This is a genomic window from Rufibacter sediminis, assembly GCF_014269285.1.
In the GTDB taxonomy this organism is placed as follows: Bacteria; Bacteroidota; Bacteroidia; order Cytophagales; family Hymenobacteraceae; genus Nibribacter; species Nibribacter sediminis.
On the sequence record NZ_JACOAF010000042.1, the window covers coordinates 146160 to 166527 of the forward strand.

Genomic DNA, 20368 nt, shown 5'->3' on the forward strand with positions numbered 1-20368 from the left:
CATGATACATAAGACCCGTCTTTCCTCTAAATTCTTGCCTCTGGCGCCTCCCCCTTTCCATGGATAAAATTTTAAACGAATTACTAGACGTACGGGCCCTGCTCAAACTGGAGCAGGACGAAGACCGCAAGCAGTACCAACTTAAAAACGCCCAGACCAGCATCACCGAGCGCAAGCGTATGGGCATTTGCTGGTACCCGGTGAATGTGATCAGGCAACAGGTGGGCTTCGGGAACAAGATGGTGGTGGAACTGGAGCGAATCTCCGGGCGTGACCAGCTACACATGTTCCAGGCGGGTTCCTCGGCGGCACTGTTCACCAACGGCGAAGGTGGCACCCTGAACGGCGTGGTGCTGGAAGTGAAGCGAAACAAATTGCGCCTGGCCACCTCCCGCGAAGACCTCCCCGACTGGATTGAAGGCGGTTCGCGCCTGGGCGTGGAGCTGACTTTTGACGAGGTAAGCTACCGCGAGATGGAGTTTGCGCTCATGAAGGTCATGGAGGCCCAGAAAACCCGCCTAGCCCAACTCCGCGATATTATATTAGGAGCCGAGCCGGCCATCTTCCGCCGCGAACGCGACGTTTCTCCCATCCCCGCCCTCAATGACTCACAGAATGCCGCCGTCTGCAACATCATGCAAGCCAAAGATGTGGCCATCATCCACGGACCTCCGGGAACCGGCAAAACCACCACGCTGGTCCAGGTGATTCTGAAAACCCTGGAAGCCGGCGAGAAAAAACTGTTGGTGACAGCTCCCAGTAACACCGCGGTAGATCTGCTCACCGAGAAACTGGCCGAGCAGGGCGTCAACGTCATCCGGATCGGGAACCCGTCACGGGTATCGGAGGTGCTGCTGGAGCACACCCTGGATTCGCAGATCATGCACCACCGCGATTACAAGCAACTGAAGAAACTCCGCAAAACGGCGCAGGAGTACAAGTCCATGGCGGGTCAGTTCAAGCGCAATTTCGGGCACGAGGAGCGCCAGCAGCGCCAGTTCATGAAAGAGGAAAGCAAACGCGTGCTGGACCAGGCCAATGACATTGAAGACTACATCACCGAGGATCTGCTGGACCATGTGGAAGTGATCACCTGTACGCTGGTGGGATCGGCAAACCGGGCCATCCGGCACCTGCAGTATGACACGGTGTTTATTGACGAAGCCGCCCAGGCCCTGGAACCCGCCTGCTGGATTCCCATCACCCGGGCCAACCGCGTGGTGCTGGCCGGCGACCACCACCAGCTACCGCCCACCGTGAAATCATTGGCGGCGGAGCGCGGCGGCTTGGCCCGAACCCTGTTTGAGAAGTGCATTGAGCGCCAGCCCGAGACCGCCGTGATGCTGACCACCCAGTACCGCATGCACGAGCACATCATGGGCTTTTCCAACGGTCAGTTTTACCGGGGCGAGCTGCAGGCCCACGAAAGCGTGCGCACCGCCACGTTACCAGACGTACACCCGGTGTTTGAACCCGGCCTGATTGTGGAGTTCATTGATACCGCTGGCTGCGGCTTCAACGACCAGACCATTGGCGAAGGCAGCAGTACCGCCAACCCCGAGGAGGCCGATGTGCTCATCAAGCATCTACTGAATCTGCTCACGCCCTACGAACCCATTGGCAAAGACGAGGAACTGCCCGAGAAGCCGCTCCGCATCGGGATCATCTCGCCGTACCGGGCGCAGATCAACTACCTCAATGACCAGGTGGAGCATCAGCCTAAACTGGCGGCTTTGCACGCGCGCAGACAACTCTCCGTGGGTACGGTAGATTCTTTCCAGGGGCAGGAACGCGATATCATCTACATCAGCATGGTGCGCAGCAACCCCGAGGGGGAAATCGGTTTCCTCTCTGACATGCGGCGCATGAACGTAGCCATGACGCGGGCCAAAAAGAAAATGGTGATTGTAGGCGACAGCGCCACGTTGGGGCAACATACATTCTATCAGGAGTTTCTTGCCTACGCCGAGAACATTGGCGCGTACCGCAGTGCCTGGGAACTGCTGTCGCCGGAGGCGGAATAAATCCTTTGCCCCGTCAGCTTCGTTAGAGGCTTTAGGAGCAGTTTTACCAAAACACCCGTAAAACAACCTGGATGGTGTTGTCCTTCGGCTTTTACTGAAATGAAGCCGGAGGCGTGATACTTTCCGCTGAATATTTACCTTTACGATTCTATCATCCATAAACGTATCACCAAATGAAAATAGAAGAGAACAAAGTGGTGTCGCTCACCTACGAGCTACGCGTTACCGACGAAGAAGGCGAAGACACCCTGGTGGAGACCGCTGACGAAGAAAATCCGATGGTCTTTTTGTTTGGTGTGAGCGGCCTGCCCGAGAAATTCGAACAGGAACTGGAAGGAAAATCGGCCGGTGAGTCGTTCAAGTTCACGGTTGCCTCTGATGAAGGCTACGGTGATTTAGACGAGTCGGCCATTGTACCAGTACCTAAAAACGTCTTCGAGGTGGAAGGCAAAATAGACGAGGAAATGGTGCAGGTAGGCAACTATATTCCCATGTCTGACAACGAAGGCAACCACATGCAGGGACGTATTGTGAGCGTTGAAACAGATCACGTGCTCATGGACTTCAATCACCCGCTCGCGGGCATGGACATGCACTTTGAAGGCAAGGTCATCAGCGTGCGCGAAGCCACCCAGGAAGAGATCTCCCACGGCCACGTACACGGCGAAGGCGGTCATCACCATTAATCAAATTAGCCAGCAGAAATAGCAAGGTAATATTACCGGTGCAATGACTTTCTAGCTGCTTTATACCACAACAGAAAGGCCACTCCTACTTGAAGTGGCCTTTCTGTTTTAGGGCCGTTTTCCCGAAAAGCCCCTTAAAACGTAGCAAGTCTGATTTCTACCTCAAACCACCTTCTGGCTGAATCAAACCAAAAGAGGAAAGATTCATTCCCTAACAACTCTATTTGAAAGATATTCATATTGGCCCGGATTTCTAAGTCAAGTTGCTCGTCTAACCTAGAGTCATTCATTGCAGAGCTTACTTCTTGATGCCCCATGATCTGATGTCAACCTAATTCTCTGATAAATTAAACATTTACCCGAGGACCATCCACTAAAAGAGTACAGAGATGAATTAGTTGCCTGTTCCTTTTCCGTGATGAAATTGTTTATCCTCTAAGAAGCTCCAATTGTGGGTGGCTTGGGCCTTTAGATGCTGGACAAGATGATACCCGAAATCCTCTTCAATTCTAACAAATATTAGATTTTTAAGATTTATGAAAAGCCACTCAGAAATAGACCAACCTGTAAGTAGTTGCTGCTGAACATGTATCAGAAATCAGCTTTTACAGGTGAAATAGGAACTACAATTACTAATTAGATAAATAAGGATAATGTTTTTAGCTCATTTTCTGCCATTTAGGCCTAAAACGGTTGGTTTAATTTAAATTTTTATTACTTTTATGCCAACGTTTGCATAAAGACACTAAATAACATTCCAGCTCACGGAAGAACTTGGCTCTAAAGATCGATTTAGCATTTTAAACAGACCTGCTACTTGGCAGAAACTGAAAAATCGTATTGGCGGGAAGAACTGCGAACGGATTAACCTCACTTTACCAGATTGCTTACAAGGCTGAGGGTGTGCTACCAAATAGGTAGAGAAGCACCCGGTATGCACCTATTGAAATAGCCAACGATGGGGCGATTTCTCTGCGTTTGTATGCCTCACCTCCCCGGACAGGTTGATTTCTTCCAACCTGATGATTCCTCAATTTTATCCATTACCACTTTTCCCTTTTGAACTGAAACCATTCATTCACTTTAAAGCAGGCAAGCATGAGAAGAATTCTATTCACAGTTCTTTGTTTCTTTTTTCTGGGAAGCATCACTTCCCAGGCGCAGAACCTTATCACCAACGGAGGTTTCGAGAATGATTTCACCGGTTGGCAAAACCTGGCGGGCGCTGGTTCACAGGCTTCCTTTTCCGTAGAAACTACTGAAAAGATGGAAGGGAGCAAAGCCCTGAAAGTAGAGGTAAGCACCCCCGGACCCAATTTCTGGGATGTACAGAGCATTGGTGCGGCCTGGGCCTCAGTGGCGGGCAAAGAGTACACGCTCACCTTCTATGCCAAGGCAGCCACTAACGGTACCCGTTTGCGGGTGGTTCAGCAAAAAGACTCTTATTACGCCCAGAAAGACTTCGAACTAACCACTACCTACCAAAAGTACGAGTGGAAATTCACTCCCACCGCGGCCGATGCGCAGCTTAAGTTCAACTACCTGGTGGCCGGCACCTATTACATAGACCAGGTGGAAATCCAGAGCCCGGCAACGCTGCCCAACCTCATCAGCAACGGCAGCTTTGAAAACGATTTCACAGACTGGACCAATCTGGTGGGCGGATCTGCGGTGGCCTCTTTTGCCGTGGAAACCTCGGAACGGATAGACGGCAGCAAAGCCATGAAGGTCAACGTCACTACTCCTGGGGCCAATGCCTGGGACGTACAAAGCATCGCGAAACCATGGACGGCGGTAGCCGGTAGAGCCTATACCCTCACCTTCTACGCAAAAGCGGCCACCGCAGGCGCTAGAGTGCGGGCCATCCAGCAGAAAGACACCTATTACGCGCAACAGGAAGTTACCTTGAGTACTGCCTGGCAGAAATTCACCTGGACCTTCACGCCCACCGTCACCAACCCCGAGCTTAAATTCCATTTCCTTACTGCCGGAACCATTTACCTGGACCAGGTATCCCTTCCCGCCCTCTCTCAGGAAGTGAATTTGATCCCGAACGGGAATTTCGAAACGAACTTCACCTTCTGGTTTAACCAGGCCAGTGCTGCTGCCTCCGCTACTTTCGCCCTGGAAACCCAGGATGTACAGGAAGGCACCAAAGCCATGCGGGTGGAGGTCCTCTCGCCCGGCCCCAATGCCTGGGATGTGCAAAGCATCAACAATGCCTGGCCTTCCCGCGCAGGCCAGACCTACACGCTATCTTTCTGGGCCAAAGCCGCTAGGGCCGGCAGCTCGTTCAAGGCAATCCAGCAGGCCAACACCTATACAGAACAGGTTTTTACCCTCTCAACCGCCTGGACCAAGTATGAATGGACGTTTACCGCTCAGGAAGCGAATCTGCAGCTGAAATTCCATTTCCCCTCGGCCGGCACGTTCTATATTGACAATATCACCGTGCCGGGAATGGCCGAGCCGCCCTTTGATCCTACGTTTACCACCAAACCAGCGTACACGCCCAATCACCCACCGCTGGCCACCGGACGCACGAAGTTTCTGGGCGGCGCTTATAGCAACGCGCAGGCTCCCAATTTCAAAGCGTACTGGAACCAGCTTGTCGCGGAGAATGCCGGCAAATGGGGTGCGGTTGAAAGCACCCGCGATGTCATGAACTGGACCGAACTGGATGCCGCTTACAAGTTTGCCAAAGACAATAACATGCCGTTCCGGATGCACGTGCTGATCTGGGGAAACCAGCAACCCGCCTGGATCGAGAACTTGCCCGCTGCCGAACAAATGGAGGAAATAGAAGAATGGTTTGCGGCCGTCGCGGCCCGTTACCCCGATATCGCTTTCCTGGAAGTGGTGAACGAGCCCACCAATGATCCTCCCTTCAAACGGAACGCCTCAGACCAGGGAAGTGGCAATTACTTTGAAGCCTTGGGCGGTAACGGCTCCACCGGTTGGGACTGGGTGATCACCTCGTTCACCTTAGCTCGCAAGCATTTCCCGCGTACTACCTTGATGCTGAACGATTACAGCGTTGAAAACACCACCACCAATGCCCAACGCTACCTAGCCATCATAGAATTGCTTCGGAAAAGAAACCTGATTGATGCCATTGGTATTCAGGGACACGCCTTCTCAACCCGTGATGCTTCTGCGGCTACCTTAAAAGGCAACCTTGATCTGTTCGCCACCACCGGCCTTCCCATCTATGTGACTGAACTGGATATTGACGGCCCGGAAGAGCAAACGCAGCTACGCGAATACCAGCGCATCTTCCCTATTTTCTGGGAACACCCGGCGGTGAAAGGAATCACGCTGTGGGGCCATCGTCCGGGTCATTGGCGCACGGCGCAAGGTGCGTTCCTGACCTACGCCAACGGGGCCGAGCGCTCTGCCCTAGAATGGCTAAAAAACACTTATTTCGCCAACAACCACACGCCGGTAGTAGCCGCCTCGCAAGTCTTTACCGTTAGTGAAGCAATTGCCGCCAATGAAGTATTCGGCACTTTACAAGCGACAGATGCAGATCCTCTGACCTTGCCACAAGACTGGAAAATCACCGGCGGCTCCGGCGCTGCCATCCTTGCACTGGACGCACGCACTGGGAGCCTGAAAGTGCTGGATAATGCGGCTTTTGACTTCGAGAAAGTGCCTTCGCTCACGCTCACGGTCACCGCAAGTGACGGCTTCAAAACCAGTGCCCCGGAAACCATCACCATCCACCTGACCAACGCCAATGACAATGCCCCGGTGGTGAAGGCCAATCAGAAATTTGTTTTAACCGAAGCGGGTGCCATGAACCTGGTGGGAACGGCTACCGCCAGCGATGCGGATGACCAGAACAGCCCGTCCTTCACCACGTTACAGAACTGGCAGATAACCGGCGGCACCGGCGCTTCCATCTTCGCGATGGACGCATCAACCGGGAAAATCACCATCGCCAATCCGCTGCAGATTGACTTCGGCAAAACGGCCTATACTTTACTGGTGAAGGTGAGTGACGGGATAAATGCCTCATCCGCTGAAACAATTACGGTAACCATACCAGCCCGGGTTATCGTGTGTCACAAAGGAATAATGATCAAGGTAGAGAAGCGGGATGCCCTGGATCACCTCCGGCATGGCGATAACCTGGGAGCCTGCAATGGCAGCCTTTCTTCCATCAGCGAAACGGCCTCCGTGAAATCGGCGGGGGAAACTTTCTTACCGGAGAATACTCCACAGGTGTACCCGAACCCCGCAAAGGAAAGTATCTCCGTTTCATTGGGGGAAAATACTCTGCACATCAACCGCGTGATCCTTCAAGATGTAACCGGACGCCTCATCAAAGAAATTGATGTGAAAGGAGCAAATCAGATTGTGATCCCCAGAGATAACTTGAAATCTGGAATGTACCTGCTGCGGCTCCTGGGAGATAAAGAAATCACCCAACGGATTGTAGTAGAATAGCAAATAAAAGAAAAGGGATCTGGTTATCAGATCCCTTTTCTTTTACCTATTAACCAGATTGTGCAAGAGGAAAAATTAACATGCCGCGGCCTTTCTTGACTCCCTCAGGTTGTTTATGTTTTCTTTAGTAAGCGCCAGCAACAACCTTATTCAATAAAAAACGCTGATAAGCTATTCAGTTTCAGACACGTTTGCGCCGCCCTGTTGGTGTTCTCACCAACTGTCGCGCTTACCACCATCTCCTTGTCAGTAAGATGCTGATAAGCGCGACTGTTTTAGGCCCGTTTTTGAAAAAAAGGAATAAAACAGGTGCCTCAAGTGTGCTACAGTAAATTTTGGATTAAGTGAGTTACTAAATCCAAAGCAATTAAGCGGAGGAAGAAATCAAACCGATCTGTTCATGCACATAAGCCTGCAACTGCGGGAAGAAACGCTCAAACTCTGCTTGGTAAAACCCATAGTTTTCCAACAGCTCCTCTCCTGCCACTTCCATATTGGAGTCAAACTTGGCCCGGGAACTTAGGCCCTGTAGGGCTCGGGTAATGCCATCCACCTGTGCATAGGAAACCAGCCAGTTCTGCCTGACCATGTACGGGAGAAAATGCAGCACCCGCTCCGGCAGCAGCCCGGGTTCCGTCTGCATTTGGAGGTAGGCCTCAGCGGCAAAGGTAGGAAGCGGTAACGGACTATAGTGGTGGAAACCGGAGGCAAGAAAATGGTCATAGAAGACATCGGCTACCACACCCGCGTATTTCCGGAATTTGGGCCGTAAACGCTCCTTAGTCTGCGCCACTATGGGATGAGCATCGGTGTAGGAATCAATGAGACGATGTAAGAGAATTCCCTGTTGCACCCGCGGCGGGTATAGCCGGATCAGGGCACCACGTACGCTGTCGGCAATGAAATTTCCCAGACGCAGGTCTTTATCGTCACCGGAAAGAAATAAATGGGCCAGGTAATTCAAGGACGTAGGTTTAAACCATTGGTACGGATTCTAGTTATGAAGGATCAAAGGGCGGTAAAAAGAACCCAACCTAACACCCGCCCGTATTCTTGTAAAGCGTTTAATGACCTAAACTAACTATGGAAAATCAACAAAGCCAAAAACAAGGCGACCTGCAAGCCCTGATAAGCAAAATCAAAGACATAGACACCGCCATGTTCAGCACCGCGGAACCCGATGGCACCATCCGATCCCGGCCCATGCGCCACATGACGGTAAAGGACGACGGCACAATCTGGTTCTTCACCGGATATGAATCTGGCAAGTCGCACGAGATCAAACAAGACCGGCACGTCAACCTGAGCTACGCCAAGCCGAATGACAACCTGTACGTTTCTGTTTCCGGACACGCCCAGGTGCTACGCGATCAGCAGAAAATAGACGAACTCTGGAATCCGGCCATGAAAGCCTGGTTCCCCGAAGGAAAGGATGATCCGAACATCGGGTTGATCAAGGTTACCATTGACCAGGCCGAGTACTGGGATTCACCGAACAGTGCCGTGGTGCACCTCTACGGCGTAGTGAAAGCCGCCCTCACCGGAGAGCCAGCCCATCCGGGCGAAAACAAAAAGATCAATTTATAGTTAAGAGATCAGAAAGGGAGTTTCGGCTCCCTTTTTTCTTGCCAAAACGGGAGTTTGCACGACTTCCGTTTTTCGGCTACTTTTAAGAAAACAGGCTAAAAACCCAAATCCTTTACCTCGCTTGACGTCTTCAGCTCCCACGCAACCTGCCCACACCACGCTCACCTTGTTCGGCATTAAACCGGGTCACTGGCGCTGGGGACTGGCGCAAATGGGAACGTCTCAGCGCCCGTTACAGAAGGTAAAAGGACTGAACTTTTTCAAATTGCTGGGCAGCGGCCAGGGCCGAGGGTTCAGCCTCAAACCCAACTGGTACCGCTACGGCCTCATGGCCACCTGGGCCTCCCCCGGCGCCGCCGAGGATTTCTTCGGCACGCACCCGCTTCTGGAGGAATACCGCCGGCACACCTTTGAACAATATCACCTGACCTTGCAGCCCCTGCAGGCGCACGGACTCTGGAGCGGCCAGAACCCGTTCACCACGCAAACCCTCCCGGCTCCAGCCGATGCTCCTATTGCCGTATTAACCCGCGCCTCCATCCGGCTCACCAAAGCCATCGACTTCTGGAAGCACGTACCCCAGGCCAGTGCCAGCCTGGATCATGCGAACGGTTTATTGGCTTCCATTGGTTTGGGCGAAGCTCCCTTTCTGCGACAAGCCACCTTCAGCCTTTGGAAAGACGAAGCCAGCATGAAAGAATACGCCTACCGCATGGCCGCCCACCGCGAGGTTATCAAAAACACCCGCACCCGCGGCTGGTATTCAGAAGAACTGTTCGCCCGGTTTACCCCGCTGCACAGCAAAGGCACCTGGAATGGCGTGGATCCGTTGCAGGGGCTGGTGTAGTTGGGGCAGACGCTCGCAGGTGCTGCGCACGCTACGAGGTCTTTGGGAGTCCTGAGTTCTGAGTCTTGAGTCTATAGTCCTGAATTTAATAAGTAAGCTGGCGCGAGACTATAGTCTCGTGACAAAGGATGCTGCGAGTATCCAGACTCGCCGGGAACCACGAGCACATAACTGCTAACACTGCATATCTGAATCCAGCCATGCGTAAGGAGTCTGGAGACACCATTCAATCCATGTCACGAGTCTGGAGACTCGCGCCAGATGGCACTTAGCCTGAGAGTAATGGTGATCTCACAGGTTATCGCTGCCTCCGCAATACCGTCTACTCCAAAGACCTTGTAGTGTGTGCAGCACCTGCGAGTGTCTCTGCCAACTCCGATTCTAGCCTCTTTTTCTGAAAACAAGCCTAAAACAGCCACAGAAACCACGTTCCTGCGCGCTGCCAGACTCCTCCTTTTTGCAGAATTTCCCTTACTTTTGCCTTTGGCCCTTTACGGCCATACTGAACTGAACTTTAGAACCGAAACCATACCCATGTCAGAGTACGACTACCGATCCATTGAGCAGAAGTGGCAGCGCTTCTGGAGCGAGAACAAGACGTTCAAGACCGAGATTGACCCTAGCAAACCCAAGTTCTATTCGCTGGACATGTTCCCGTATCCGAGCGGGGCGGGTCTGCACGTGGGGCACCCGCTGGGCTACATCGCCTCTGACATTGTGAGCCGGTACAAGCGCCTCAAAGGGTTCAATGTGCTGCACCCCATGGGCTTTGACTCCTTCGGCTTGCCCGCCGAGCAGTACGCCATTCAGACCGGGCAGCACCCGGCCGTGACCACCAAGCAGAACATTGAGCGCTACATTGAGCAGCTGAACAACCTGGGCTTCTCCTTCGACTGGGACCGCGAGGTGCGTACCTCAGACCCCAGCTACTATAAATGGACCCAGTGGATTTTCATGCAGCTCTTCAACAGCTGGTACAACTACGCCACTGACAAAGCCGAACCCATTGAGACGCTGGTGGCTGAGTTTGCCATGCGCGGTAACACCGCTGTGAACGCCGCCTGCGATGAGGACACGCCGCACGTGACTGCTGATGCCTGGGCTCGCCTTTCTGAGAAAGAGCAGCAGGACCTGTTACTGAAATACCGCCTCACGTTCCTGTCTGAAGCCGTGGTGAACTGGTGTCCGCAATTAGGAACTGTTCTGGCAAATGACGAGGTGAAAGACGGCGTTTCGGAGCGCGGCGGCTACCCCGTGGAGCGAAAGCTCATGAAGCAGTGGATGATGCGCATCACGGCCTACGCCGAAAGACTGTTGCAGGGTCTGGACACCATTGACTGGCCTGAGCCGGTGAAAGAAATGCAGCGCAACTGGATTGGGAAATCGGTAGGGGCAGAACTGCGGTTCCAACTGGACGGCCACGAGCACAAGCACATCACCGTGTTCACCACCCGCATTGACACCATCTTCGGGGTCAGTTTTGTGGTGCTGGCGCCGGAGCATGAATATGTAACTGAGATTACCACTCCAGAGCAGCATGCCGAGGTAGAGGAATACGTGACCTGGGCTAAGAACCGCTCAGAGCGCGACCGCATGTCTGACGTGAAAACCGTAACCGGCACTTTCACCGGAGCCTACGCCATCAACCCCATCTCCGGCGAGAAAGTACCCGTTTGGATTGCCGATTACGTGCTGGCAGGCTACGGAACCGGGGCTGTGATGGCCGTACCAGGCCACGACACCCGTGACTACGCTTTCGCGAAGAAGTTCAACCTGCCCATTCCGGAAGTGGTAGCCGGGGGTGATTTAACCAAAGAAGCACACCCTGCCAAAGAAGGCAAGATCATCAACTCCGGTTTCCTGAACGGACTAGAGGTGAAAGATGCCATCAAAGCCGGTATTCAGCGCGCCGAGGAATTGGGCGTGGGCAAAGCCCGCATCAACTACCGCATGCGCGATGCTGTGTTCGGTCGGCAAAGATATTGGGGCGAGCCGGTGCCAGTGTACTACAAAGACGGAATCCCGGCCCTGCTGGAAGAAAGCGAACTGCCGTTGGTGTTGCCAGAGGTAGATGCCTATTTACCAACTGAAACCGGTGAGCCGCCGCTGGGCCGGGCGCAGGACTGGAAATACCGCGGAGAGTTTGAATATGAGCTGAGCACCATGCCGGGTTGGGCGGGTTCCAGCTGGTACTGGTACCGCTACATGGACCCGCTGAACGACAGTGCCTTCGCCAGCAAAGAAGCCATTGATTACTGGCAGAACGTGGACTTATACATTGGTGGTTCAGAGCACGCTACGGGTCACCTCCTCTACTCCCGCTTCTGGAACAAGTTCCTGTTTGACCTCGGCCTGGTGAACCAGGACGAGCCGTTCAAAAAGCTCATCAACCAGGGCATGATTCAGGGCCGTTCTAACTTTGTGTATCGCGTCAAAGACTCCAACACGTTTGTTTCCTTCGGTCTGAAAGACCAGTACGAAACCACTGCCCTGCACGTGGACGTGAACATTGTGGAGAACGATGTGCTGGATTTGGAGCAGTTCAAGGCCTGGAGACCAGACTTCGCGAATGCGGAATTCATCCTGGAAGACGGCAAGTACCATGTGGGCGTGGAGATTGAAAAGATGTCTAAGTCCAAACACAACGTGGTGAACCCAGACAAACTGGTAGAGGAATACGGTGCCGATACTCTGCGCATGTACGAGATGTTCCTGGGGCCGCTGGAGCAGTTCAAACCTTGGAACACCAACGGCATGGACGGTGTGTACAAGTTCCTGCGCCGTTTCTGGAAATTGTTCTTTGATGAGCAAAGCAACTGGGCAGTGACCGAGGAGCAACCTACTCCGGCCGAGCTGAAGTCGCTGCACAAAACCATCAAGAAAGTTGAGGAAGACATTGAACGCTTCTCCTTCGGGACTAGCGTGAGCCAGTTCATGATTTGCGTGAACGAGTTATCTTCTTTGAAAACGAAGAAGCGCGCCATTCTGGAGCCGTTGACGGTGGTGCTGGCCTCTTACGCCCCGCACATCACCGAGGAACTCTGGAGCCGCTTAGGCCACACTGAGAGCATCACCTACGCCGCTTACCCAGCCTGGAAAGAAGAATTCCTCACCGAGAGCACCTTTGACTATCCAATTTCCATCAACGGGAAAGTTAAAAGCAAAATGACCTTTGACCTGAAAGCCACCAAAGAAGAAGTGGAGAAGGAAGTCCTGGCCTCTGAGCAGGTGCAGAAACTTCTGGAAGGTAAACCGGTGAAGAAAGTCATTGTGGTGCCAGGTAAAATTGTGAACGTAGTGATCTAAGGTTTTAAGGCTGTTTTCTAAAAAACGGCACTAAAATGAAAAGCAGCAGCCCGGCTCCTCAAGAGTCGGGCTGCTGCTTTTATAGGGTTCAAGGAAATTATCATCGTTTTACCTATATTCAGTTCATGAACAAACGCTATGATATTCTCCTGGGCCTTGCCTTATTAGCGGCGGTGGCCACCGGCTATTTCTTCAACCAGAACAGGTACTTTCATACTTCCACTGGGGAAGAAATCAGCAGTACTATCTACAATGGTTTGGAGGATAAACACAAATGGCGGGTAGAGTGGCATTTCAACTATGAAGCTGGTTTTACGGCCAGCGTCACTGTGATTGGGCTTGGTTTGGTTTTTCTAGGCTTGGTAGGAAAGAGCCGAAAAGGAGCCACCAAATTCAGTTAGATTACCAGCTTTGGTTACAGCCCTAACTCTGCCCTCACCTTCTTGGGCATTCCCGATATCACCAAGTCATAAGAATGGTCAATGAGCTCCGGCAACAGCCCCATTGGGAGAAAAGCCTCGGGAAGGACCGTGTTCCAGTGTTTCTTGCTCATGTGGTAACCCGGCTGAATGGCCGGATACTGCTCCCTCAGTTCTACTGCCCGCTCAGGGTCACACTTCAACGCGATGCCCGCGGCGTAGTCAGACAGGCTGCAGAGTGCAAACATTTTACCGGCCACTTTGAAGACCAGCGTGTCCTGGTCGAAAGGCAGCGTTTCCTCCACATGGGGTTTGCTAAGGCAGTAGTCTCTGAATTCCTCTATGTTCATGGTTCACAAGATAAACAAAAGAGCCACTCACCCAAAAGGCAAGTGGCTCTTTTTGTATCTATAATCCTCCGCAGAAGATTAACGCATCATCAGCTTAATCACCAGGTACACCAAACCACACAGGAACATCAACATAGAGACCTTGTTGATGGTGTGCATGGTGCGCAGGTTGAAATTCGTTTTACGGTTCGGGTCTTTTTTGCGGAAGAAGTAGGTGGCTACTTCTGAGAAATCAAACAGGCCTTTCATATCTATATCTAGCTATAAGTAAGTGTACGTCACTGTATTAAGAGAACAATCTTAGGTAGAGAATGATTTACTTAAGAAGGAATATATTTGTCTGCTTAAGCCTCTACCCCCACCGGTTCAATCCAGTTTCCGTCTTCCCGGATCAGCTCAATCAGTTCATCCACGGCACGTTCTTCGGGCACCGATTTCTTTATGACAGCCTGGCCGCGGTATAAGGCGATTTTGCCTTTGCCCACGCCCACGTACCCATAATCCGCATCGGCCATCTCGCCGGGGCCGTTCACGATGCAGCCCATGATCCCGATCTTCACGCCTTTGAGGTGATCGGTGCGTTTCCGGATCATGGCGGTGGTTTCCTGGAGATCAAATAAGGTACGGCCGCAGCTGGGGCAACTGATGTACTCGGTTTTACTCATGCGCGTGCGGGCGGCCTGCAGAATCCCGAAGGCGAGTTTGTTCAGCCCTTCCAGCGTATAGCCCCACTCCTCTTTGCTGCGGTAACTCAGGTCCTGGGTGCTCAGTAACACCCCATCCCCGAAACCGTCAATGAGCAAACCTCCTACGTCAGTGGCGGCGTAGAGCTGCACCTGTTCATCGGTGAGGTCTTCGTACGAGCGTTTGATGATCACCGGCACGGGCTGTCCCTGGTTCATGAGCCGAATGAACGCCTTGCGCTGCTCGGGCATGGCGTGCTCGTTCTCGGTTTCCAGGATCAACACCACGTCCGGCCGATTATGGAGCGTTTCTATGAAATCAGTCGTTAACTGACCTAAAGATACTTGCACGAAGTTGAGCTGCGGGTGCCAGGAATCAGCTGTTTCAAACTGAACGGCGGTGTACAAGGGGTAGCGCTCCTCGCGTTGCTCGGCTTCCAGCCAGGCGGTGTAGTCCACGATCTCTTTCAGGCCGTTGGGCAGCATGAACGTGATTGGCGCACTGCCGGTATACACGTAATCTGCGCCTTGGTCAGACATGTGGAATTTATCCAGCACCGGTGAATAGATATGGCCTACCGGTCGAAGGTCTTCATACGAGATTTCCTCCAACCGGCTCAAGTCTGCCACTACGCGCGGCACGTTATGGCCGCCCAGGTTCAGGACTTCCCGCGTCTCGCGGCGGTGGTATTGGAACGGGTTGTACGGTAAATTGCAAATGGGTTTGATGGGCGTATGGCCGGCGCGGGTGGTGTATCGGTCAATCAACATTTTCGCCACCGGCGCTTCCAGTTCCGGGGCCTCGGTGAGGGAAACCCGCACGGTGTCGCCTAAACCGTCCTCCAGCAGCGTACCAATGCCCACGGCAGATTTCACGCGTCCGTCTTCGCCTTCCCCGGCTTCGGTCACGCCCAGATGCAGCGGGTACGGTTGCAAGCCTTCCTCCTCCAGTTTCTGCACCAACAGGCGGTAGGCTTGCACCATCACCTGGGTATTGCTGGCTTTCATGGAGAGCACCACGTCATAGTAATTCAGGTCTTCGCAGATGCGCAGGAACTCCAGGGCGCTTTCCACCATGCCCAGCGGGGTATCGCCGTAGCGGCTCAAAATCCGGTCAGACAGGGAACCGTGGTTGGTGCCGATGCGCATGGCGGTGCCGTATTCCTTGCAGATGTTCACCAGCGGCGTGAAGCGTTCGCGTATACGGTCCAGTTCGGCCTGGTAGGTGACATCTGTATAGTCTATGGTTTGGAATTTCTTTTTATCGGCGTAGTTGCCGGGGTTCACGCGCACTTTCTCCACCAGGCGGGCGGCCAACTCGGCGGCGTTGGGTGTAAAGTGGATATCGGCGATGAGCGGAACAGAATAGCCGCGTAGGCGGAGTTCTTTCTTGATAAGGCCCAGGTTCTCGGCTTCTTTCACGCTGGGCGCCGTGATGCGCACGTACTCGCAACCGGCCTCCACCATTCTGATCACCTGCTCCACCGATCCAAGGGTATCCATGGTGTCTACGGTGGTCATGGACTGCACCCGGATGGGGTTGTTTCCGCCCATGGCGAGATCCCCGATCTTCACCTCACGGGTAAGCCGACGGGTATAATCAGTGAGGCTGGGGCAGTAAATTCCACCTAAAGAAAGAGATTCTGAGTTCATGGGAAATGCGGTTTCCATACGTTGTTAACCAATCGCCAAAGCAGTTTGTTCAGCTCAGCTTCTGTAAAAGTACGAGGTTTTTTTGAGCTGCACAGCCTTCCGGCCCATCGGCTTGGGGCTGGTTGGGAGAACGGTGGCAACGCAGCGGGCTAACCGGCTGTTTATAGGGTCTTTTTTGAAAAAAAGGCTAAAAACAGCTACAAATTAGATAAGCCACTATAAATCACTGATGGTCAGCTTGTAAAAGTGGTCTATTTACCTGTAAATTGTGGCAGTGCTCTTTTTAGAACAGACCCCGGAAAGCCTCAGGAGGTAATTCCAGCCGATACATGGAAACACGCCCGGCTTATAGGCGTACACTTAACTCTAACCATTCTATACCATATGTCTCTACTGTTTTTATCCCAAAGTCAACGCCAGGTAACTGCTTTGCTCCGGAAAGCAGGAATGGACAACCTCAACATCCCCAACACCATCCAGATCACGCGCGAAACCGCCGAGAACTGGCTGCACCAGGAAATGGAACAGGGCAACCTGCCGCTGGTTTTCCAGATGGTGAAAGGCAACTGCCTGGAGAAGGATTCCCAATTCCTTTTTGACGAACTGAAAGACATGGTGGTGGCCAAGTACATCATGCGCCTGGAGATGGACTATGAGGAAGCTTCCAAAACCGCCGACGTCATTCTGCCCTTCATCCTGAAGGTTCTGGTGGAACTGATGCAGAAAAACCCCATGTTCAAGATGTGGTGGGAAACGCTGGATCTGCGCAAACACCTGCCCTCCAAAGAAGAAATCAGATCCAAAATCAGGACGGTGGGCAAATCCCTCACGGGCAACCAGAACTCAGAAAACAGCGCCTTCGCCTAACTTCTGTTTTAGGGCTAGTTTCAGAAAAACAGCCGTAAAACTTCCCTTTGAGCAGGTCCCTTTCAATAGCGGAGCATTCTCTTATTAATCCTGCTCCGCTTCTCCTTCGCGCAGAAGAGGATCTTCGGTGGAAGCGTTGGCTTCTCCCTGCTCTTTTAAGCGGTCTATCCGGTCGCTGATGCGGTCGTGCATGCGGTCATCCTGAAGATACGTCTGTTGGTCCAGTTCAAAATCGGCGGGGTTGAAATCCTTGGCCAGTTCATGCAGCTGGAAGATATAGGTGTCTATGCGATTGATGGCCTCTGAGACGAACTCACTGGCGTGATCATTCTCCTCGGAGAGTCCCGCCTTCACCTCCTCGGCCTGCCGAACTTCCTGTTGGATGACCGGAGCCGCCGCGTTGCCCTGCAGGCGTTCGTTTTCTAAGCGTTTTTTGAATTCTGGGATATCAAAGTCCATGGCCCTTGCGTTTGGTGTTGGGTAGCTTGTTCCCTCGATACGTGAACAACCCCGCGGGGTTAACGGCTCAGCCCAAAACTCATCGCCCATTTCGCCGTAGCATTCAGGAGACAACGATACTCTTCATGCCCGTTCCGTTCCTACAGAAAAGTCACGCCTATGCGGCGCAAGTGCTGCACAAAGCCGGCCTGAAATTCAGCCAGATTCCGGAGGCCATCCAGATCACCCGCGAGACCGTGGAGGTATGGCTGCAGAAAGAACTGGCAAACGGCAACGCCCAACAGGTGCTCCTGGTTCTGAAAGGACAGGTGCAGGAGAAAGGACCTAAGCTCCTGTTAGACAAGCTGCAAGACATGGTCCTAATCCGGCTCATGTTGCACCTGGGCATCCGGGGAGCCTTGGCCACCAACATTGCCACGCTGGTGCTGCCCTTCGTTCTGAAAAAGGTGTTTGACCAGGCCCGCCGCAACCCTAAGGTGCAGGCCTGGTGGCAAGAACAGCAGTGGCGGGAACAGATTCCTACCCTGGAGAAAATCAAGTCCAAAATGCAGCAGTTTGGGAGCACCCTCACCCCGGTTCGGAAATCAACGGAAGGTGAGCAACCCCTGTTTATCTGATTTCCGGAAGACCACCGGTTTTGGGGCTGTTTTCCGGAAAACCCTTGCAAAACGTCCATAAAACAAAAAGCCCCGGCGTAACGGCCGGGGCTTTTGTATATGGATTCAGTTCCTATTAATGACGGAACATCATCTCGCGGTATTTCACCAAAGGCCACTGCTCATCAGCGACAATCAGCTCCAGTTTGTCTACGCTGTACCGGATGGTGTCAAAGAAAGAAAGCACTTCATCGGTGTACATGATGGCCCGCTCGCGGGTGTCTTCAATCTTGTTGGCCACTTTCCGCTTCTCGATCATGGCATCTACGTTCGTCTTGATGGTGGTCAGGTGACGGGAGATGGTTTTGATGGTGTCCAGCGTGGTTTGGGTGTACTCATCGTCCTCCAACCCGATTTCGCGCAGCCCTTTGATGTTCTCCACCAGTTTGGTTTGGTACGCGATGGCGGTTGGGATGATGTGGTTCATGGCCAGGTCACCCATCACACGCGCCTCGATCTGCACCCGCTTGATGTAGTCTTCCAGCAGAATGTCATGACGGGCGTGCAGCTCACGAGCACTGAAGATGTTGTGCTTGGTGAAGATCTCCATCGCAGTTTCATCTACCAGTTTATCCAGGGCCTGCGGTGTCTTGCGGATGTTGCTCAATCCACGGCGCTCGGCTTCTTCTTCCCACTCTTTGGAGTAACCGTTTCCTTCAAAACGCACGGCTTTGGAAGAAATCACGTACTCACGCAGCACGTCAATGATAGCCACTTCTTTTTTCTTGCCTTGCGCCATCATCTCGTCCACGCTGTTTTTGAAGTCGATCAACTGATCAGCTACAATGGCGTTGAGGGTGGTCATGGCGTTGGAACTGTTGGCCGAAGAACCTACCGCGCGGAACTCAAACTTGTTACCGGTGAAGGCAAAAGGAGACGTACGGTTACGGTCGGTGTTGTCCAACAGGATTTCCGGGATTTTATCGATGCCCAGTTTCAGGTACACGTTATCACCTTTGTCCAAAGGCAATTTGGCGGTACGCTCCAGTTCATCCAAAACCTCGGTCAGTTTCTTGCCCACGAACACTGACATGATAGCCGGCGGCGCTTCGTTGGCCCCCAGACGGTGGTCGTTGCTCGCGGAGGCGATGCTGGCGCGCAGCAAATCGGCGTAGCGGTGCACCGCTTTCACGGTGGTGATGAAGAAGGTCAGGAATTGCAGGTTTTCTTTCGGACGGCGGCCCGGGGCGAACAGGTTCACGCCGGTGTTGGTGCTCAGGGCCCAGTTGTTGTGCTTGCCGCTACCGTTTACGCCTTTGTACGGTTTCTCGTGCAACAATACCTTAAAGTGATGCTTCTCAGCCACGCGGTCCAACAGGTCCATTAACAGCTGGTTATGGTCTACGGCCAGGTTGGCTTCCTCAAAAGTAGGAGCGCACTCAAACTGGTTAGGAGCCACCTCGTTGTGACGGGTGCGCAACGGAATGCCCAGTTTATGAGACTCCGCCTCGAAATCAATCATGAAGGCGTGCACGCGGGAAGGAATGGCACCAAAATAATGGTCTTCCAGCTGCTGGCCTTTGGCCGGCTCGTGGCCGAACACCGTTCTGCCGGTCATCACCAGATCAGGACGGGCCTCGTACAGGGCGCGGTCTACCAGGAAGTACTCCTGCTCAATGCCCAACGTAGCCGTTACTTTGGTCACGTCTTTGTCAAAATACTGGCAAACGTCCACCGCGGCTCTTTCTACCAAGTCCAAGCTCTTTAACAACGGGGCCTTGTAGTCAAGGGCCTCGCCGGTGTAAGAAACGAAGATGGTAGGGATACAAAGCGTTTTGGCGCCGGCGTTCTCAATAATAAAGGCCGGAGAAGTTGGGTCCCAGGCGGTATAACCACGGGCTTCAAACGTGTTCCGGATACCCCCGTTCGGGAAAGAAGAGGCATCTGGCTCCTGCTGCACCAAAGCGCTTCCCTTGAACACCTCAATGGCGCGGCCGTCTGAGCTCAGGTCAAAGAAAGAATCGTGTTTCTCAGCGGTTTCGCCGGTCAAGGGCTGGAACCAGTGGGTGTAGTGGGTAGCACCGCGGCTCAGGGCCCAGGTTTTCATAGCTCCCGCCACGGCATCGGCGAGGGTGCGGTCTACTTTGCTGCCGGTGTTGATGGCAAACTGAAGGCGTTTGAAGTAATCGCCGGCTAACGTAGAACGCATGGCCTCCAGACCAAAGACGTTGCTTCCATAATAATCAGAGATTTTGTCAGAAGGTAGCTTCACCTCTACTGGCGTACGTTGGTTTACCAACTCAAGCGCCTTAAAACGAAGAATGGCCATGAAATTTTGTTTGGGTTTGATATCTGGACCAAATGTACGGCAAGAAAAATAACTTTCAAGCTCGAACTTACTTTTTTAGGGTACTTTTTCAGAAAACACCCTCAAAACTC

Annotated in this window: 15 protein-coding genes; 9 read left to right on the top strand and 6 right to left on the bottom strand. The window is 52.9% G+C overall.

The genetic code is table 11. The features are described from left to right. Positions 1-59: 59 nt before the first annotated feature. From H7U12_RS18365 to H7U12_RS18375, 3 genes are all read left to right on the top strand, one after another. Entirely contained in the window at positions 60-2024 is a 1965-nt protein-coding gene (locus H7U12_RS18365; protein WP_186640794.1) for an AAA domain-containing protein, read from the top strand. Between the two features lie 173 nt (positions 2025-2197). After that, entirely contained in the window at positions 2198-2710 is a 513-nt protein-coding gene (locus tag H7U12_RS18370) for an FKBP-type peptidyl-prolyl cis-trans isomerase (protein ID WP_186640796.1), read from the top strand. A 1098-nt stretch (positions 2711-3808) separates the two neighbouring features. Beyond that, positions 3809-7162 (top strand): endo-1,4-beta-xylanase, encoded by a 3354-nt coding sequence (locus H7U12_RS18375; RefSeq protein WP_186640798.1) that lies wholly within the window; start codon positions 3809-3811, stop codon positions 7160-7162. Between the two features lie 367 nt (positions 7163-7529). Here H7U12_RS18375 and H7U12_RS18380 read toward each other — a convergent pair whose 3' ends face one another. Continuing rightward, entirely contained in the window at positions 7530-8126 is a 597-nt protein-coding gene (locus H7U12_RS18380) for an acyl carrier protein phosphodiesterase (protein WP_186640800.1), read from the bottom strand. 119 nt (positions 8127-8245) lie between these two features. Between H7U12_RS18380 and H7U12_RS18385 the strand changes: the two genes are divergently transcribed. The 4 genes from H7U12_RS18385 to H7U12_RS18400 all read left to right on the top strand — a co-directional run bounded on the left by H7U12_RS18385 (position 8246) and on the right by H7U12_RS18400 (position 13303). Beyond that, positions 8246-8749 carry a pyridoxamine 5'-phosphate oxidase family protein gene (locus tag H7U12_RS18385; protein ID WP_186640801.1) on the top strand — a complete coding sequence of 168 codons (504 nt, stop codon included), beginning with the start codon at positions 8246-8248 and terminating at the stop codon, positions 8747-8749. A 121-nt stretch (positions 8750-8870) separates the two neighbouring features. Further along, a complete protein-coding gene (locus H7U12_RS18390) occupies positions 8871-9596 on the top strand; it encodes a spheroidene monooxygenase (protein WP_186640803.1) in 726 nt (241 codons plus the stop codon). Positions 9597-10130: 534 nt separating this feature from the next. Beyond that, positions 10131-12902: a leucine--tRNA ligase gene (gene leuS, locus H7U12_RS18395; protein ID WP_186640812.1), complete on the top strand. Its 2772-nt coding sequence runs from the start codon at positions 10131-10133 to the stop codon at positions 12900-12902. A 125-nt stretch (positions 12903-13027) separates the two neighbouring features. Next, positions 13028-13303 carry a hypothetical protein gene (locus H7U12_RS18400; protein ID WP_186640814.1) on the top strand — a complete coding sequence of 92 codons (276 nt, stop codon included), beginning with the start codon at positions 13028-13030 and terminating at the stop codon, positions 13301-13303. Positions 13304-13317: 14 nt separating this feature from the next. Here H7U12_RS18400 and H7U12_RS18405 read toward each other — a convergent pair whose 3' ends face one another. The 3 genes from H7U12_RS18405 to ispG form a co-directional block, all read right to left on the bottom strand. Beyond that, positions 13318-13671, bottom strand: coding sequence for an MmcQ/YjbR family DNA-binding protein (locus H7U12_RS18405; RefSeq protein ID WP_186640816.1), 354 nt, complete (start codon positions 13669-13671; stop codon positions 13318-13320). 78 nt (positions 13672-13749) lie between these two features. Next, complete coding sequence (locus H7U12_RS18410) at positions 13750-13920, bottom strand: DUF6728 family protein (protein ID WP_186640818.1); 171 nt, start codon at positions 13918-13920, stop codon at positions 13750-13752. A gap of 95 nt (positions 13921-14015) precedes the next feature. Continuing rightward, the gene (ispG, locus tag H7U12_RS18415) at positions 14016-16025 is read right to left on the bottom strand and encodes a (E)-4-hydroxy-3-methylbut-2-enyl-diphosphate synthase (RefSeq protein WP_241749523.1); all 2010 of its coding nucleotides are present in this window, start codon (positions 16023-16025) and stop codon (positions 14016-14018) included. Between the two features lie 366 nt (positions 16026-16391). Here ispG and H7U12_RS18420 point away from each other — a divergent pair, with 366 nt between their 5' ends. Next, positions 16392-16874 (top strand): hypothetical protein, encoded by a 483-nt coding sequence (locus tag H7U12_RS18420; RefSeq protein WP_186640820.1) that lies wholly within the window; start codon positions 16392-16394, stop codon positions 16872-16874. A gap of 84 nt (positions 16875-16958) precedes the next feature. Here H7U12_RS18420 and H7U12_RS18425 read toward each other — a convergent pair whose 3' ends face one another. Continuing rightward, positions 16959-17333: a hypothetical protein gene (locus H7U12_RS18425; RefSeq protein WP_186640822.1), complete on the bottom strand. Its 375-nt coding sequence runs from the start codon at positions 17331-17333 to the stop codon at positions 16959-16961. 125 nt (positions 17334-17458) lie between these two features. Here H7U12_RS18425 and H7U12_RS18430 point away from each other — a divergent pair, with 125 nt between their 5' ends. Beyond that, a complete protein-coding gene (locus tag H7U12_RS18430) occupies positions 17459-17950 on the top strand; it encodes a hypothetical protein (RefSeq protein ID WP_186640824.1) in 492 nt (163 codons plus the stop codon). 115 nt (positions 17951-18065) lie between these two features. On the opposite strand, the gene H7U12_RS18435 is transcribed toward H7U12_RS18430, so the two are convergent. After that, positions 18066-20258, bottom strand: coding sequence for a glutamine synthetase III family protein (locus H7U12_RS18435; protein ID WP_186640826.1), 2193 nt, complete (start codon positions 20256-20258; stop codon positions 18066-18068). Between the last annotated feature and the right edge of the window lie 110 nt (positions 20259-20368).